We start from the raw sequence: 16,944 nt of genomic DNA, 5'->3' as shown, positions 1-16,944 counted from the left end.
GGGCCGCCTGACACCCAAACCCCTAGGCAAACCCGCCGTCAGAAACGCCTGACACCCCGGCGTGACACCCCTGACACCACACGCCTGACACCCACCCGCACGGGCCCGCCCGCGCACCTGGCGCGTGGGCCCGCGGCCGTATCCGAAGGGAGCACGATGCCCACCCGCGAACCGCCGGGGCACCTCGCCCCGCACATACCCGCCGACGACTACCGCCGCGCTCAGGCCACCGGACAGCCGGTCGTCATCGTCGTCCAGGGCAGCACCCGCCACGGCATCCCGTGGCAGCGCGTCCTGATCCCCGTCGCTGTCGCCGGTGCCGCCGCGTTCGGCACTTGGGGACTGGTCGTCGCCCTGTGCGCGCTGCTGGACGCAGTGGCCCACACCGCAACCGTCGTCGCCGAAACCGTCGGACCGGTCAGCGTCGGCGGTCTCACCCTCAAGTTCTTCGGCTCCAAGCGCTGAGCCGGAAAGGATCACTCATGTCGTTCGGAGAGACCCCCGTCACGATCATCGGCAACCTGACCGCCGACCCGGAACTGAAGTTCACCGACTCCGGCCAGGCGCTGGCCAAGTTCACCATCGCCTCCACCCCGCGCACCTTCGACAAGGACTCCGGCCAGTGGAAGGACGGCACGTCCACGTTCTTCCGCTGCGCCGCCTGGCGCTCGCTCGCCGAACACGTCGCCGAGTCCCTCACGAAGGGCTCGCGGGTGGTGCTGTCCGGCCGAATCCGTCAGCACAACTGGCAGACCGAGCAGGGCGAGAACCGCTCCATGCTCGCCGTGGAAGTCGACGACATCGGCGCATCCCTGCGCTTCACCACGGTCACGATCAACGGCAAGCGCACCAACAACGGTGGCGCCGCGTCTGGTGACCCGTGGAACACCGGGGACAACCGGCCCGGGCCGGGCAACGAGCCCCCGTTCTAGATACGCCCGAGGCGGTCGCCCTCTCGCCAAAGAATCGCGACCGCCCCGGCTCTCCCGTCCCTTCGACAGAACTGGAGACCTCCAGCATGCCCCAATTCGCCCCACCCACGCTGCTTTCCGCGGCGTTAGAAGCCGCCGCCCGCGGCTGGTACGTCCACCCGCTCCGCCCCGGCGGCAAGGCATCCGCCCTGCACGGCGAGCGCGCCTGCCCCCGCGCCGGCGAGTGCGCCGCCGGGCACCTGAAGTGGGAACAGCGCGCCACCACCGACCCCGACCGCATCCGCGCCGCCTGGACCGCGGGCGCGTTCAACGTCGGCATCGCCACCGGCCCCTCCGGCTTGGTCGTCGTCGACCTGGACGTCCCCAAGCAGCAAGAAGGGAAGGACAGTTCGGACGCGCCTGACGGCGCGACGTCCTTCTTGGCGCTCTGCGAGCGCGCCGGACAGCCCTGGCCCGCCACCTACACGGTGCGGACGCCCTCCGGCGGCATGCACCTGTACTTCACCGCTCCGTTCGGCATCCGCCTGCACAACACCGCCCGCACCGTGGCACCCAACGTCGACACCCGTGCCTGGGGCGGCAACGTCGTCGCCGCGGGCAGCACCACCCCCCAGGGCGCCTACGAGATGGCCGACGATGCGTCCGTGGCTCCTCTGCCCGCATGGCTTCTGCGCCACCTCCAGACGCTGCCCACCCCCACCGCGGCACCCGCCCCGCTCCTGATCCCCGGACAGGCCACACGCCGCGCCGAGGTAGCGCTGGAGCGCGAAACGGCCGCCGTCCAGAGCACCGCCGAGGGCGGCCGGAACAACCGGCTGTTGGCGGGCGCCCGCGCTCTGGGCCGCTTCGTGGCCTGGGGCGAGATCCCGCGAGACAGGGTGGAGACGGCTTTTCAGGCGTCCGGTGAGGCGGCCGGACTGTCGCCGGGGGAGTGCCGGACCACCATCCACAGCGCCCTGGACTGGTCGATTCGCACCTGCCGGCCGCGGGAGGTGGCATGAGCCCCCGCCGCGGGACTGAAACGCCGACCCCGGTCGCTCCGGGCCGAACGCGCCTGTCTCCGGCCGCCCCCGATGGCGGCCGTGGCACGAAGGACGACGGCCGTCAGGCCGTCCTTTCAGCCCTTTCCCCCGCCTCGCACTCGACCAGCCAGACGCACCGCAACCCCGACGACCCCACACCGGCCCGGCCCGGCATCCGCATCTACGCCCCGCCGGTCTACCGCTCCCCCTACGACGGCGCCCGCTGGTCCAAGCGCCACGGTGACACCCCCACCGCCGCCTACGCCTGCCCCTGCGGGCAGGCCGGCACCGCCCGTGGACGTGACGCCGTGGCCGCCCTGGTTGCCGAGTACGACGCCCACAAGCACGCCTGCACCGGCACCCTGCACACCGAAAGGAGGAACGCCGCATGACCAGCCCCAACCCGCCCGCGCCGCCCATTGACGGCGCGGCTCTGCTCGATGAGGTCGAAGCGTTCCACCGCCGCTTCAACATCTTCCCCACTGAAGCTGCCTACGTGGCTGTGACCCTGTGGGACGCGCACGCCCACCTGCTTGACTGCTTCGACTCGACTCCGCGCGTCGCCTTCCTGTCCCCTGAACCGGGGTCGGGCAAGTCCCGGGCCTTGGAGATCGTGGAAACTCTGGTGCCCAACAAGATGGCTGCGGTGGATGCCTCAACATCTGCGCTCTTCCGCGCTGTATCGGGCATCGAGGGCGAGCGCCCCACGATCATCTTCGACGAGATCGACACCGTATTCGGGCCCAAGGCCGGAGAGAACGAGCAACTCCGCGGCTTCCTCAACGCCGGACACCGCCGAGGGCGGCTCATGTACCGGTGCGTGGGTGATGGCGCCAACCAGACCGTCCAGGGCTTCCCGTCCTACGCGGCCGTGGCCATGGCCGGACTCGGCTCGTTGCCGGACACGATCCTGACGCGCTCGGTCATCATCCGTATGCGTAAGCGCGCTCCGAACGAGAAGGTGGAGCCCTACCGCGAGCGCATCAACGAGCGGGAAGGGCACGTCCTGCGGGATCGTCTCGCCGAATGGGCGGACACCGTGCGCGAACAAGTCGCTGGCGGGTGGCCTGCCATGCCCGAGGGCGTCACGGACCGGCCCGCCGATGTCTGGGAACCCTTGCTCGCCGTTGCCGATGCGGCCGGCGGCGCTTGGCCGGAGCGGGCTCGCATCTCCTGTGTGGAGTTGGTCCGCGCGGCTCAGGACAACAGCGAAACCTCCCTCGGGGTCCGCTTGTTGACCGACTTGCGCGACCAGGTGTTCAACGGTGCCGACCGTGCCCCCACGGCGGTCATCCTGGACCGACTCAACAACTTGGAAGACGCGCCCTGGGGTGATCTCAACGGCAGGCCCCTGGACTCCCGGCGGCTCTCGCGCATGCTCAAGGAGTACATGCGGGCGGACAACAAGCCGATTCAGGCCCGCAACATGCGGACCGCGTCCGGACTGCTCAAGGGCTACTACGCGGCTGACCTGCGGGATGCATGGATGAGGTACTGCCCACCGCCGCTTCCGCCCCTTCCGGCATCCGCTACATCCGCTACACCCGCCACGCCGGACGCTGAGCCGCTTCTGACCAGCGTCAACGCGTAGCAGACCGACCACCTACCAGCCGCTACATCGCCTCCCCGGGCCGCTACATCCGCTACACCCCGGGCGGGCGGTGTGGCGGCTCTATCCGCTACACGCTACGCATCCGCTACACGAAACAGGCCCCTGACCTGCGGTGTAGCGGATGTAGCGGATGTAGCGGACCTGCGGGAGGGATGGCGTACGCATCCGCGACAGGAGAGACGCCGTGGCCAAGCCGCGCGACGAAATGCTCACCATCTCGCAGGTGATCGACGAGATCGGAATCCCGCGAGCAACCTTCTACCGCTGGCGCGCCTGCAAGAAGGGTCCGAAGTCCATCAAACTCCCGAACGGCGCTGTACGGATTCGCCGTTCCGAACTCGATCGGTGGCTGACCTCGTTGGAGGAAGCTGCGTGACAAGCAACAACACGGGGGCCGATCGCGACAGCGGTTCGGCCCCCGAGACCTTCTCTTTCGACGTGCGCCTTTGGAATGTGTCAAAGGCGCAGAGCAAGACTCGCCCATACCAACTGCGTTGGATAGTCGGCGGAAAGGTCAGCAGTGCCACGTTTGCCACGGTCGCACTTGCCGACAGCCGTCGAAACGAACTCTGGGCAGCCATGCGTAGAGGGGAAGCGTTCCGGATCGAAGATGGGCTCCCCGAATCCGAAGTGAGAGCCGCCGAAGCAGCCGCGGCCGTCCGCAACGACCTCTCGTGGTTCGAGTTCGCCCGTGAATACATGGCGGTCCGGTGGCGCACCGCCGCAGCGAAGACCCGTGAAGGGCTCGCGGACAGCCTCGCCACCGTGGCTCTCGCCATGATGGAGGAGGACCCCAAGGCGCCGGCGTTGGAGGACGTTCGGCGCACGGTGCGGTGGGCCGTCGTACCGGCTCACAGGGATGATGAGCCGCCGGAGGACCTGGAAGCGGCGTACAAGTGGCTTGCTGCCCACGCACTTCCGCTCTCGGCTCTCACGGACTCCAAGGTCATCAGGGACGTTCACTACCGGCTGTCCTTCAAATTGGATGACACCCCCGCCGCAGCCGACACGTACAAGCGGAGACGTCGTGGCTTCAACACCGCGATGGAATACGCGATTCAAGAGGGGTATCTCGAAGCGAACCCCTTGAACGGGGTGAAGCGGTCCAAGTCCCAAGGTGGAGACGCAATTGACCCCCGGACCCTGGTGAACGACGCACAGGGCAGTCAGCTCCTCACCGCTGTCTCGTACGTGGGATCGGTGCATCGTAATCGCGGACGCCGGTTGGTCGCCTTCTTCGCGTGCATCTTGTACGCCGCTATGCGCCCGGCTGAAGTCGTCGGACTCCGGTTGAGCGACTGCTATCTCCCTGAGCCGCCCGCCTACGTCGTGAGCCTCGTTAAGGGGTTCAAGCAGCCCCGGGCGAAGTGGGGGACGCTGACGCTACGGGAGACACGGCCGATCTCGGGGAAGAAGTGGACCGACTCGGGGGAGCGCCACGACAAACGCGGGCTGAAGTCGCGGGACCCTGGTACGGATCGGCCGGTACCGATTCCGCCCGTGCTGGTGGCGATGCTCCTGACCCACGTGAAGGAGTTCGGCACAGCCGCGGACGGCCGGCTGTTCCCGAACGAGCGTGGGGGACTGCTCGGCACCTCCAGCTACTGGCGGGTGTGGCAGGAGGCCCGCCCGTTCGCTCTCACCCCGCAGAAGGTGGCGTCCCCGTTGGCCCGCAAGCCGTACGACCTACGAGCCACCTGCATCACGAACTGGCTCCGCGCCGGCCTCCCCGTGGCTGAGGTGGCTCGACGCGCGGGCAACTCGCCGGAGGTCATCCACCGACGCTACGCCGGCGTCATCGACGACAGCGAGGAGGTGAACAACAAGAGGATCGAGCAGGCGATGGGCTGGAGCGGCGAGGACGGCTCCGGGGTGTAGCGATGCTCTATCGCAGGTCTATCGCGACCACCGCGAACCAACGACAAAGAGCGGGAGTCAGTGAGACTGACTCCCGCTCTTTCATGTCGGCATCCGCCCAGGTCAGCGAGTGGTTTCTGCTGATCTTCGGCGAGTGCCCCCGGCAGGATTCGAACCTGCGCACACGGCTCCGGAGGCCGTTGCTCTATCCCCTGAGCTACGGGGGCGTGTCGGGCGCCTTGCTCGGCGGCGACGGGTAGAACACTACCAGCTCCCCCGGGGTGTTCATGAACGGGTTTCTGTGCGGGGGAGGTGCTCGCAGGGGGTGGAAGTGGGGAAAACCCGGACGCGGTGGCCGGTCCGGACCTACTCTCAAGTTGTGCCAGGCGCGTCGGGCCGGGTGCTTGTTGTGGACGACAACAAGGTCATCCGGCAGCTGATCAGGGTCAACCTTGAGCTGGAGGGCTTCGAGGTCGTGACCGCGGCCGATGGTGCCGAGTGTCTGGATGTCGTTCATCAGGTACGGCCCGATGTCGTCACCCTCGACGTCGTCATGCCGCGGCTGGACGGGCTGCGCACCGCCGCGCGCCTTCGTGCCGACGCCCGTACGCGTGACCTGCCCCTCGCCATCGTCAGCGCCTGTACACAGTACGAGGTGGACAGCGGCCTCGACGTCGGCGTCGACGCCTTCCTCGCCAAGCCCTTTGAGCCCACCGAACTCGTTTCCCTCGTACGCAAGTTGATCGAGCGGAAGCGGAGCGGGACGGGCCGGGAGGCCGGGGAGGCGGAAGCGGAGGATGACCGGTCGGTGTTCGGGGGCGTCTGCGGAGTGGGGGAGACCGGGCGGGCCGGCAGCTGAGTGAGTGGGTTCCCGCGGCCACGCAGCCACGCGGCCACCCCACCCGCGGCATCCCGCCCCGTCCCCGCCCCGTCCCCGCCCTGTCCCCGCCCCGTCCACATCCCGGAACTTCACCGAAACCAGTTCGCCTACCCACCCCCCTCCTCCCATACGCTTGTCCCGTGACCCCCGTCGAGCTCTCCCGTACCGTGCTGTGCGCGGTGCGTCGTGCTGTCGACGAGGGGGAGCTGAGCGTGGCCGTGCCCGAGAGGGCCGTCGTGACGGCGCCCGGGCCTGGTGGGTGCGGTGACTACGCCACGAACATCGCCCTCCAGCTCGCCCGCCCGGCAGGGCAGCCGCCCCGGCGCGTCGCCGAGATCCTTCGGCCGCATCTCGTCGGCGCGGACGGCGTCGCCGACGTCGTCGTCACGGGACCCGGCTTCATCAACTTCAGCCTCCGTGACACCGCGCCCGCCACCCTCGTGGAGGAGATTCTGCGGCGCGGGCCTCGGTACGGATTCGCCGACGGGCCGAGCGGGGATGCTGTTCGGCTGCACTGCCCCCATGACGTCCGGGCCGTCGTCGTCATGGACGCCGTCGCCCGCATCCTCCGCTCCCAGGGCGCCCTCGTCCGCACCAGCTGCGATGCCCCGGTCGAGCCGGAATGGGAGGCCCTGCTCGGTGTGCGCATCGACGCTCATCAAGAGCGGCGCACCCCCACCGACGTCACCGTACGACCGGTCCCCGCCCCCACCCCCACCAACCCCCTCCCCCTCGGCCGCGACGCCGCCCGCTGGGCGCTGCTCCACCCCGCCGCCCACGACCGGCCCCGCATCACCGACGAGCACCTCGTCCAGCGTGAGGGCAACCCCCTCTTCCGCGTCCGTTACGCCTACGCCCGCACCCGGGCCGTCAGCCGCAACGCCGCCGACCTGGGCTTCGGCGCGGAACCCGGACCCGTCTCCGACGCGCTCACCGGCCCCCTCGCCGACCACCCCCGCGTGCTCGCCCAAGCCGCGGCGCACCGCGCCCCCGACCGTCTCGCCCGGCACCTCGTCACCGTCGCCGATGCTGCCCTGGCCTTTCTGCCCGCCGTGCTGCCCCGCGGTGCGGAGAAACCCTCGGCCGCCCACCGTGCCCGGCTCGCGCTTGCCGAAGCCGCCGGGGCGGTGCTGGCCGGCGGCCTGTCCCTGCTCGGTATCGACGCACCCGAACATCTCTGAGGAAGCCCACAAGAGTCATGAGCCGTTCCGCACACCCCGCCGGGCCCCGTCACGCCGATGTCCTCCCCGAGGGCCACTACACCGCTCCGCCGACCGACCTCAACGCCCTCGACCCGAAGGTGTGGGCCCAGACCGTCACCCGCACCCCGGACGGCGTGGTCAGCGTCGGACAGATCCCCGTGACGCAGCTCGCCGAGGAGTTCGGCACCCCCGCCTACGTCGTCGACGAGGCCGACTTCCGTGCCCGGGCACGGGCGTGGCGCACCGCCTTCGGGACCGACGCCGACGTCTTCTACGCCGGCAAGGCCTTCCTCTCCCGCGCCATCGTCCGGTGGCTGCACGAGGAGGGGCTCAATCTGGATGTCTGTTCCGGTGGTGAGCTGGCCACGGCCCTGTCCGCCGGTATGCCCGCCGACCGCATCGCCTTCCACGGCAACAACAAGTCCACGGAGGAGATCCACCGCGCGATCACCGCCGGCGTCGGACGGATCGTGCTCGACTCCTTCCAGGAGATCGTCCGCGTCGCGCACATCGCCCGGTCCCTGGACAAGGTGCAGCGGGTCCAGATCCGTATCACCGTCGGCGTCGAGGCCCACACCCACGAGTTCATCGCCACCGCCCACGAGGACCAGAAGTTCGGTATTCCGCTCGCGGGCGGGCAGGCCGCGGAAGCGGTGCGACGGGCGCTTCAGCTCGACGGGATCGAGCTCATCGGCATCCACTCCCACATCGGGTCGCAGATCTTCGACATGTCCGGGTTCGAGGTCGCGGCCCACCGTGTGGTCGGGCTGCTCAAGGACATCCGCGACGAGCACGGCGTCGAGCTTCCCGAGATCGATCTCGGGGGAGGGCTCGGTATCGCCTACACCAGCGACGACGACCCCCGCGAGCCGCACGAGATCGCCAAGGCGCTCACCGAGATCGTCAGCCGCGAGTGCGAGGCCGCCAAGCTGCGGACCCCGCGCATCTCCGTCGAGCCCGGGCGCGCCATCGTCGGCCCGACCGCCTTCACGCTCTACGAGGTCGGCACCATCAAGCCCCTCGACGGGCTGCGCACCTACGTCTCGGTCGACGGCGGCATGTCGGACAACATCCGCACCGCGCTCTACGACGCCGAGTACAGCGTCTCCCTCGTCTCCCGGACCTCCGACGCCGGGCCGATGCTCGCGCGGGTGGTCGGCAAGCACTGCGAGAGCGGGGACATCGTGGTCCGGGACGCGTTCCTGCCGGCCGACCTGGCGCCGGGCGACCTCATCGCCGTACCGGCGACGGGTGCCTACTGCCGCTCCATGGCCAGCAACTACAACCATGTGCTCCGCCCGCCCGTCGTCGCCGTGAACGACGGTGAGGCGCGGGTGATCGTCCGCCGTGAGACGGAGGAGGACCTCCTGCGTCTCGACGTCGGCTGAGGGGTCGAGCAGAGGCCCGGAGAGGCGGGCGGAAGATCTCCTGTCTCCGGCCGCCGACATAATGAAATAGTCGTCTCACGATCCGGACCAGGGATAGAAACTCCGGTCCGGTGAGTGAGACTGGTCCAACCGTAGAACAACCGTAGACGGTGCGAAGGAAACGAGGTCGGATGATGCGTACGCGTCCGCTGAAGGTGGCGCTGCTGGGCTGTGGAGTGGTCGGCTCAGAGGTGGCGCGCATCATGACGACGCACGCCGACGACCTCGCCGCCAGGATCGGCGCCCCCGTGGAGCTCGCGGGCGTGGCCGTGCGGCGGCCCTCCAAGGTTCGCGAAGGCATCGACCCGAACCTCGTCACCACCGACGCCACCGCCCTCGTCAAACGCGGCGACATCGACGTCGTGGTCGAGGTCATCGGCGGGATCGAGCCCGCGCGCACCCTCATCACCACCGCCTTCGAGCACGGCGCCTCCGTCGTCTCCGCGAACAAGGCGCTCCTCGCCCAGGACGGCGCCGCCCTGCACGCCGCCGCCGAGGAGCACGGCAAGGACCTCTACTACGAGGCCGCCGTCGCCGGTGCCATCCCGCTGATCCGGCCCCTGCGCGAGTCCCTCGCCGGTGACAAGGTCAACCGGGTGCTCGGGATCGTGAACGGCACCACCAACTTCATCCTCGACAAGATGGACTCGACCGGCGCCGGATACCAGGAGGCCCTCGACGAGGCCACCGCCCTGGGGTACGCCGAGGCCGACCCGACCGCCGACGTCGAGGCGTTCGACGCCGCCGCCAAGGCCGCGATCCTGGCCGGGATCGCCTTCCACACGCGCGTGCGCCTCGACGACGTCTACCGCGAGGGCATGACCGAGGTGACGGCCGCCGACTTCGCTTCCGCGAAGGAGATGGGCTGCACCATCAAGCTGCTCGCCATCTGCGAGCGGGCCGAGGACGGCGCCTCCGTCACCGCGCGCGTACACCCCGCGATGATCCCGCTCAGCCACCCGCTGGCCTCCGTGCGGGGCGCGTACAACGCCGTGTTCGTCGAGTCCGACGCCGCCGGCCAGCTCATGTTCTACGGCCCCGGCGCCGGCGGTTCGCCCACCGCCTCCGCCGTCCTCGGCGACCTCGTCGCCGTCTGCCGCAACCGCCTCGCCGGCGCCACCGGCCCCGGCGAGTCCGCGTACGCCGCCCTGCCCGTCTCGCCCATGGGCGATGTCGTCACGCGCTATCACATCAGCCTCGACGTCGCCGACAAACCGGGTGTTCTCGCCCAGGTGGCGACCGTCTTCGCCGAGCACGGTGTCTCGATCGATACCGTTCGCCAGCAGGGCAAGGACGGCGAGGCCTCCCTCGTCGTCGTGACCCACCGTGCGTCCGACGCCGCCCTGAGCGGGACCGTCGAGGCGTTGCGCAAGCTCGACACCGTGCGCGGTGTCGCCAGCATCATGCGGGTTGAAGGAGAGTAACCAGCAATGACCCACCAGTGGCGCGGAATCATCGAGGAGTACCGGGACCGGCTGCCGGTATCCGACACCACGCAGGTCGTGACGCTGCGCGAGGGCGGCACGCCCCTCGTGCCCGCGCAGGTGCTCTCCGAGCGCACGGGCTGCGAGGTCCACCTGAAGGTGGAGGGCGCGAACCCGACCGGGTCCTTCAAGGACCGCGGCATGACCATGGCCATCACCCGGGCCAAGGAGGAGGGTGCGAAGGCCGTCATCTGCGCCTCCACCGGCAACACCTCCGCCTCCGCCGCCGCGTACGCGGTGCGCGCGGGTATGGTTTCGGCCGTTCTTGTGCCCCAGGGCAAGATCGCGCTGGGCAAGATGGGCCAGGCCCTCGTGCACGGCGCGAAGATCCTCCAGGTCGACGGCAACTTCGACGACTGCCTCGACCTCGCCCGCGCGCTGAGCGACAACTATCCTGTGGCGCTGGTCAATTCGGTCAATCCGGTGCGTATCGAGGGTCAGAAGACGGCCGCGTTCGAGATCGTGGACATGCTGGGCGACGCCCCCGACATCCACGTCCTGCCGGTCGGCAACGCGGGCAACATCACCGCGTACTGGAAGGGCTACAGGGAGTACGCCGCCGACGGTGTCTCGAAGCAGACCCCCCGTATGTGGGGCTTCCAGGCCTCCGGCAGCGCCCCGATCGTGCGCGGCGAGGTCGTCAAGGACCCGTCGACCATCGCCACCGCCATCCGCATCGGCAACCCCGCCTCCTGGCAGTACGCCCTCGCGGCCCGCGACGAGTCCGGCGGCCTCATCGACGAGGTGACGGACCGTGAGATCCTGCGCGCCTACCGGCTGTTGGCCGCTCAGGAGGGCGTCTTCGTGGAGCCGGCGTCGGCCGCCTCCGTCGCCGGTCTGCTCAAGGCCGCCGAGCAGGGCAAGGTCGACCCGGGCCAGACGATCGTGTGCACCGTCACCGGCAACGGCCTGAAGGACCCCGACTGGGCCGTCGCCGGAGCCCCGCAGCCCGTCACCGTCCCGGTCGACGCGGTGACGGCGGCCGAGAAGCTGGGCCTGGCCTGATCGCAGCGGCACAGGGGGTGCACGGGGGGCTTACGACACGCATCGTGCGCCTCCTGTGCGCCCTATGTCGCCACAGAACCTTCCTTCGATAGGCTGTACTGAACCCGCCCGCCGCATATGCCTCCGCATCCGGTGGGGCGCCGCGCCGTCTCCACGGCCCAAGGGTCCTCCACGTACGTATCGAATGTCTTCGACAATCACGCAGCTCAAGGAGAGTCATCGAGAGATGGCCGGTCCCGCCTTCCGCGCCGCCGCTGTACGTGTGCGCGTCCCCGCCACCAGCGCCAACCTCGGCCCGGGCTTCGACGCCCTCGGCCTGTCGCTGGGGCTCTACGACGACGTCGTCGTCCGGGTGGCCGACTCCGGGCTGCACATCGACATCGCGGGTGAGGGCAGCGAGACCCTCCCGCGGGACGAGAAGCACCTCCTCGTCCGCTCTCTGCGCACCGCGTTCGACCTGCTGGGCGGCCAGCCGCGCGGTCTGGAGATCGTCTGCGCCAACCGCATTCCGCACGGCCGCGGCCTCGGCTCCTCCTCGGCCGCCATCTGCGCCGGCATCGTCGCCGCGCGTGCCGTGACCATAGGCGGCGAGTCCAGACTCGACGACGCCGCCCTGCTGGAGCTGGCCACCGAGATCGAGGGCCACCCCGACAACGTGGCGCCGTGCCTGCTCGGCGGCTTCACGATCGCCTGGATGGAGGCCGGCGCCGCCCGGGCGATCCGGCTGGAGCCCGGCGATTCCATCGTTCCGGTGGTTTTCGTGCCCGGAAAGCCGCTCCTCACCGAGACCGCGCGCGGACTGCTCCCGCGCACCGTGCCGCACGTCGACGCGGCCACCAACGCGGGCCGCGCCGCACTGCTCGTCGAGGCCCTCACCCGGCGCCCCGAGCTGCTGCTGCCCGCCACCGAGGACCGACTGCACCAGGAGTACCGCGCCCCGGCCATGCCGGAGAGCGCCGCGCTGGTGGAGCGGCTGCGGGCCGACGGCGTCCCGGCGGTCATCTCGGGTGCAGGACCCACCGTGCTCGCGCTGGCCGACGAGGACAGCGCCGACAAGGTCGCCCATCTGGCAGGCGAGGGCTGGGCCGCGAACCGGCTTGAGCTCGACGCCCAGGGAGCGAGCGTGCTGCCGCTTGCGCCCTGACACACGGTTGCCGGATTTCGAGAGGGGGAATGTTTGTTGGATCCGGTAGTGTTAACCTCAAGTCTGCACCCGACCCCACCATGGCGAGGTGCTTCGTGTCCCCGTCCGGGACAGACATTCTTCCGGGAGCCTCCCAAGCCGCACTGTGTTCCGTACGACGTACGCGGGCAGTACCTCGTACGCGGGCACTGAGCGACTCGCCGGGCACGCTCCGGAACCGGTGTGACCAAGCCACGTGACACGAACACTCGATGTCACGGCTGTGGGAAGCGCCATCACCGATATTTCTTCCGCCGCTTTGGCGGACCACCGCCCCGGCACGGTCCATGACGAGGACCAATGCCGGACAGCACAACCGGTCGCCGAGCCAGACAGGCCGACGTCCGCTCCAGGGAAGGACCCTTCGTGAGCGACACCACCGATCTGATGGGCGCACGTGTCGAGGAGACCGCTGCCGCGCCCGCCACGGACGCCTCCGCGCCTGCCACCGGTGCCGGCTCCCGGCGGCGCCGCGGTACCGGCCTTGAGGGCATGGTGCTGGCCGAGCTGCAGCAGGTCGCATCCGGCCTCGGCATCAGGGGCACCGCGCGCATGCGCAAGAGCCAGCTGATCGAGGTCATCAAGGAGGCGCAGGCCGGAGGTGGTGCCGCGGCCCCCAAGGCCGACGCCGCCACCGAGACCAAGCCGAAGCGCCGGGCCACCTCCAAGGCCCGCACGGGCGAGGACGCCCCCGCCAAGAAGGCGGAGAAGGCCGAGGCTCCCGCCGAGAAGGCCGTGGCCCAGCAGCAGATCGAGATTCCCGGCCAGCCGGCCTCCGACGACGCCCCCGCTGAGCGCCGTCGCCGTCGTGCGACCGCCGAGGCCGGTGCCCCCGCGGCCGCCGCCCCGGAGACCGTCGCCGCCGAGGCGAAGAGCGAGCCGAAGGCCGAGACGCCCGCGCAGGGTGAAGCCGGTGAGGGCGGCGAGGGCCGCCGTCGCGACCGCCGTGAGCGTGGCCGGGACCGCGACCGCGGTGACCGTGGCGACCGCGGTGACCGCGGCGACCGTCGCAAGGGCGACGACCAGCAGGGCGGCCAGCGCGGCCAGCAGCAGAGCCAGCAGCAGGGCGGCGGTCGTCAGGACCGTGGCCAGCAGCAGGATGACGACGACTTCGAGGGCGGTCGCCGTGGCCGTCGCGGGCGTTACCGCGACCGTCGTGGCCGTCGTGGCCGTGACGAGATCGCCAGCGAGCCGCAGATCGCCGAGGACGACGTCCTGATCCCGGTCGCGGGCATCCTCGACATCCTCGACAACTACGCCTTCATCCGTACGTCCGGCTACCTGCCGGGTCCGAACGACGTGTACGTCTCCCTCGCCCAGGTCCGCAAGAACGGCCTGCGCAAGGGTGACCACATCACCGGTGCCGTGCGTCAGCCCAAGGAAGGCGAGCGCCGCGAGAAGTTCAACGCGCTGGTCCGCCTCGACTCCGTCAACGGCATGGCGCCCGAACACGGCCGCGGCCGCCCGGAGTTCAACAAGCTCACCCCGCTGTACCCGCAGGACCGCCTCCGCCTGGAGACGGACCCGGGCATCCTCACCACCCGCATCATCGACCTCGTCGCGCCGATCGGTAAGGGCCAGCGCGGTCTGATCGTGGCCCCGCCGAAGACCGGCAAGACCATGATCATGCAGGCGATCGCCAACGCGATCACGCACAACAACCCCGAGTGCCACCTGATGGTCGTCCTGGTCGACGAGCGTCCGGAAGAGGTCACCGACATGCAGCGGTCGGTCAAGGGCGAGGTCATCTCCTCGACCTTCGACCGCCCGGCCGAGGACCACACCACGGTCGCCGAGCTCGCCATCGAGCGTGCCAAGCGTCTGGTGGAGCTGGGCCACGACGTGGTCGTGCTGCTCGACTCGATCACGCGTCTGGGCCGTGCGTACAACCTCGCCGCGCCCGCCTCCGGCCGCATCCTGTCCGGTGGTGTCGACTCGACCGCCCTGTACCCCCCGAAGCGCTTCTTCGGTGCGGCCCGCAACATCGAGGACGGCGGCTCGCTGACCATCCTCGCCACCGCCCTGGTGGACACCGGGTCCCGCATGGACGAGGTGATCTTCGAGGAGTTCAAGGGCACCGGCAACGCCGAGCTCAAGCTCGACCGCAAGCTCGCCGACAAGCGCATCTTCCCGGCGGTGGACGTGGACGCGTCCGGTACCCGTAAGGAAGAGATCCTGCTCGGCAACGAGGAGCTGGCGGTCGTCTGGAAGCTGCGCCGGGTGCTGCACGCGCTCGACCAGCAGCAGGCCATCGAGCTGCTCCTCGACAAGATGAAGCAGACGAAGTCGAACGTCGAGTTCCTGATGCAGATCCAGAAGACGACGCCGACGCCGGGCAACGGCGACTAGTCGCTTCGCAGTTCCTCAGGCCGATCCCCGTCACAGCAGTGACGGGGATCGGCTTTTTGGCGCTGAGAGGAGTGGTGCATCAGGCACCTCACTCGACTCACGCATCACTGGGGGGACTTCCTTGCCCACGACCCGGTCCGGCAGTGGCCGTCACAGACGCCGGATACGTATCGCGCTGCCCGTCGCCGCCGCCGGCATCGCCGCGGCTGTCGGCGCCGCCCTGCTGACCTCGACCGCGGGCGCCGCCTCGGCGGAGCCGACTCCGCCCGCCGTGCCGAGCGCCGACTCGCCCACGCTCGCCGAGCTGGAGCAGCGCGTCCTGGGGGCCGCCGCTCATGACGACACCGCCGGAGTCTCGACCGCCAAGTCGTCGTACAGCAGCTCCTCCACGGTCGACGCGATGGTCATCGGCGGCACCACGACGACCATCACGAACGCGCCGTGGATGGCCCAGCTCTGGTACCAGGACGAGACGAACGGCGTCTACTTCTTCTGCGGCGGCGCCGTCGTCTCGCCGACGAAGATCCTCACCGCCGCGCACTGCGTCCAGGGCTACAACTGGAAGGCGTACGGCGCTGTCGTCACCGGCACCGCGCAGCTGCCCGACGGGGACCTGAACGGCGGCACCGCCACCGCGGTCCGGCGGCAGTGGAACCACACCGACTACAGCGCGCGGACGATCGACAACGACATCGCGGTCCTCACGTTGGCCAACCCGGTCACGGCGACCCCGATCCGGATGGCGACCGCCACCGACACCGCCTCCTACACCGCCGGCACCAGCGCCAAGGTCTACGGCTGGGGCCGCACCAGCTCCACCAGCCAGGACATCTCCGAGACCCTGAAGACGGCGACGCTGCCGATCCAGTCCGACGCCACCTGCGCCGGCTACTACGGCACCGACTTCGTCAAGGGCCACATGGTCTGCGCGGGCAACCCCGCCAGCGGCAGCGACTCCGGTACGACCTCCGCCTGCAACGGCGACTCCGGCGGCCCGCTCGTCGTCGACAACCGGATCGTGGGCGTCGTCTCCTGGGGCGTGCAGGACTGTGTCGCCAAGGGCGCGTACAGCGTCTTCAGCAAGGTGAAGACGTACGTCGGCGTGACCTACCCGCGCGTCGACGACACCAACCTGAGCCTCGACAACAAGGCCGACCTGTGGGTGCGCAACGCCTCCACCAAGATCGGCTACGAGAAGGACTCCACGGGCACCTCCTTCGGCACCCGCGAGTCCTGGGGCAACTGGGGCGCCTTCAACCTCGTACGGCAGACCGACCTCAACCGGGACGGCTACCAGGACCTGCTCGTGCGGCGTGGCTCCGACGGCGATGCGTTCTGGAAGCACTGGGTGCCCGCGAGCGGCTCCTGGGCGACGAGCAAGGTCGCCGACAACTGGGCGACCCGCACCCGCATCGTCGTCCCCGGCGATGTCACCGGCGACTACCGGCCCGACCTGCTGTCGGTGGACTCCGCCGGAAAGCTGTGGCTCTACCCGGGCAAGGGTGACGGCACCTTCGCGGCTCGTGTGCAGGTCGGCACGGGCACGGGCTGGAGCCAGTACAACGTCCTGATCGGGCACGGCGACTTCACCGGTGACGGCAAGGCCGACCTGATCGCCCGCAAGCGCAGCGATTCCTCCGTGTACCTCTACAAGGGCACCGGGAGCGCCTCGGCGCCGTTCTCCAGCCGTATCAAGGTGCGCACCTGGAGCGGCTACAACGCCTTCGACGCCGTCGGTGACATCACCGGCGACGGCCGGGCCGACCTGCTGGCCCGCACCCCGGGCGGCACGCTCTACCTGTACAAGGGCACCGGCAAGGCCACCAGCGAGATCTTTGCCACAAGGATTTCGGTCGGCACGGGCTACCAGCAGTACGACATCTGGGGCTGAAACCCCTGGTGAGGGGCGCAAGCCCCGCTGAGGCAACTACGCACTGTGCCCATCGCCCCCGGCGGTGGGCACAGCGCGTTGTGCAACCCTGTCCCCGGTT

At 69.8% G+C, this 16,944-nt stretch carries 15 protein-coding genes and 1 tRNA gene; 15 read left to right on the top strand and 1 reads right to left on the bottom strand.

What is annotated here, in order from left to right; genetic code table 11:
* Positions 1–156: 156 nt before the first annotated feature.
* From AB0Q90_RS30875 to AB0Q90_RS30845, 7 genes are all read left to right on the top strand, one after another.
* Positions 157–465: a hypothetical protein gene (locus tag AB0Q90_RS30875; protein ID WP_363163265.1), complete on the top strand. Its 309-nt coding sequence runs from the start codon at positions 157–159 to the stop codon at positions 463–465.
* A 17-nt stretch (positions 466–482) separates the two neighbouring features.
* Positions 483–932: a single-stranded DNA-binding protein gene (gene ssb, locus AB0Q90_RS30870; RefSeq protein ID WP_363163264.1), complete on the top strand. Its 450-nt coding sequence runs from the start codon at positions 483–485 to the stop codon at positions 930–932.
* Positions 933–1,018: 86 nt separating this feature from the next.
* Positions 1,019–1,933: a bifunctional DNA primase/polymerase gene (locus tag AB0Q90_RS30865; protein ID WP_363163263.1), complete on the top strand. Its 915-nt coding sequence runs from the start codon at positions 1,019–1,021 to the stop codon at positions 1,931–1,933.
* On the top strand, positions 1,930–2,346 hold the full coding sequence (locus AB0Q90_RS30860; RefSeq protein ID WP_363163262.1) for a hypothetical protein: 417 nt from the start codon (positions 1,930–1,932) through the stop codon (positions 2,344–2,346). The genes AB0Q90_RS30865 and AB0Q90_RS30860 overlap by 4 nt, the downstream gene beginning before the upstream one ends.
* Complete coding sequence (locus AB0Q90_RS30855; protein ID WP_363163261.1) at positions 2,343–3,545, top strand: DUF3631 domain-containing protein; 1,203 nt, start codon at positions 2,343–2,345, stop codon at positions 3,543–3,545. Before AB0Q90_RS30860 ends, AB0Q90_RS30855 begins: the two co-directional genes overlap by 4 nt.
* Before the next feature lie 184 nt (positions 3,546–3,729).
* Positions 3,730–3,942 carry a helix-turn-helix domain-containing protein gene (locus tag AB0Q90_RS30850; RefSeq protein WP_363163318.1) on the top strand — a complete coding sequence of 71 codons (213 nt, stop codon included), beginning with the start codon at positions 3,730–3,732 and terminating at the stop codon, positions 3,940–3,942.
* Positions 3,939–5,444, top strand: a complete 1,506-nt coding sequence (locus AB0Q90_RS30845) for a site-specific integrase (protein WP_363163260.1) — start codon at positions 3,939–3,941, stop codon at positions 5,442–5,444. The genes AB0Q90_RS30850 and AB0Q90_RS30845 overlap by 4 nt, the downstream gene beginning before the upstream one ends.
* A gap of 134 nt (positions 5,445–5,578) precedes the next feature.
* Here the strand turns inward: AB0Q90_RS30845 and AB0Q90_RS30840 are convergent.
* A tRNA-Arg gene (locus AB0Q90_RS30840) sits at positions 5,579–5,650 on the bottom strand.
* Positions 5,651–5,754: 104 nt separating this feature from the next.
* Here AB0Q90_RS30840 and AB0Q90_RS30835 point away from each other — a divergent pair.
* The 8 genes from AB0Q90_RS30835 (at position 5,755) to AB0Q90_RS30800 (ending at position 16,844) form a co-directional block, all read left to right on the top strand.
* Positions 5,755–6,282: a response regulator gene (locus AB0Q90_RS30835; RefSeq protein WP_363163259.1), complete on the top strand. Its 528-nt coding sequence runs from the start codon at positions 5,755–5,757 to the stop codon at positions 6,280–6,282.
* A gap of 161 nt (positions 6,283–6,443) precedes the next feature.
* Entirely contained in the window at positions 6,444–7,484 is a 1,041-nt protein-coding gene (gene nrtL, locus AB0Q90_RS30830; RefSeq protein ID WP_363163258.1) for an ArgS-related anticodon-binding protein NrtL, read from the top strand.
* A 17-nt stretch (positions 7,485–7,501) separates the two neighbouring features.
* On the top strand, positions 7,502–8,893 hold the full coding sequence (gene lysA, locus AB0Q90_RS30825; RefSeq protein ID WP_363163257.1) for a diaminopimelate decarboxylase: 1,392 nt from the start codon (positions 7,502–7,504) through the stop codon (positions 8,891–8,893).
* A gap of 170 nt (positions 8,894–9,063) precedes the next feature.
* Positions 9,064–10,356, top strand: coding sequence for a homoserine dehydrogenase (locus AB0Q90_RS30820; RefSeq protein WP_363163256.1), 1,293 nt, complete (start codon positions 9,064–9,066; stop codon positions 10,354–10,356).
* Positions 10,357–10,362: 6 nt separating this feature from the next.
* Positions 10,363–11,421, top strand: coding sequence for a threonine synthase (thrC, locus tag AB0Q90_RS30815; RefSeq protein WP_363163255.1), 1,059 nt, complete (start codon positions 10,363–10,365; stop codon positions 11,419–11,421).
* Positions 11,422–11,647: 226 nt separating this feature from the next.
* Positions 11,648–12,565: a homoserine kinase gene (thrB, locus tag AB0Q90_RS30810; protein WP_363163254.1), complete on the top strand. Its 918-nt coding sequence runs from the start codon at positions 11,648–11,650 to the stop codon at positions 12,563–12,565.
* Positions 12,566–12,970: 405 nt separating this feature from the next.
* Positions 12,971–14,953: a transcription termination factor Rho gene (gene rho / locus AB0Q90_RS30805; protein WP_363163253.1), complete on the top strand. Its 1,983-nt coding sequence runs from the start codon at positions 12,971–12,973 to the stop codon at positions 14,951–14,953.
* A gap of 121 nt (positions 14,954–15,074) precedes the next feature.
* Complete coding sequence (locus AB0Q90_RS30800; protein WP_363163252.1) at positions 15,075–16,844, top strand: trypsin-like serine protease; 1,770 nt, start codon at positions 15,075–15,077, stop codon at positions 16,842–16,844.
* Positions 16,845–16,944 lie beyond the last annotated feature (100 nt).

The sequence above is a fragment of the Streptomyces sp. NPDC079141 genome (assembly GCF_040686775.1).
Classification (GTDB): domain Bacteria; phylum Actinomycetota; class Actinomycetes; order Streptomycetales; family Streptomycetaceae; genus Streptomyces.
This window is presented reverse-complemented; position numbering and strand designations above follow the sequence as displayed.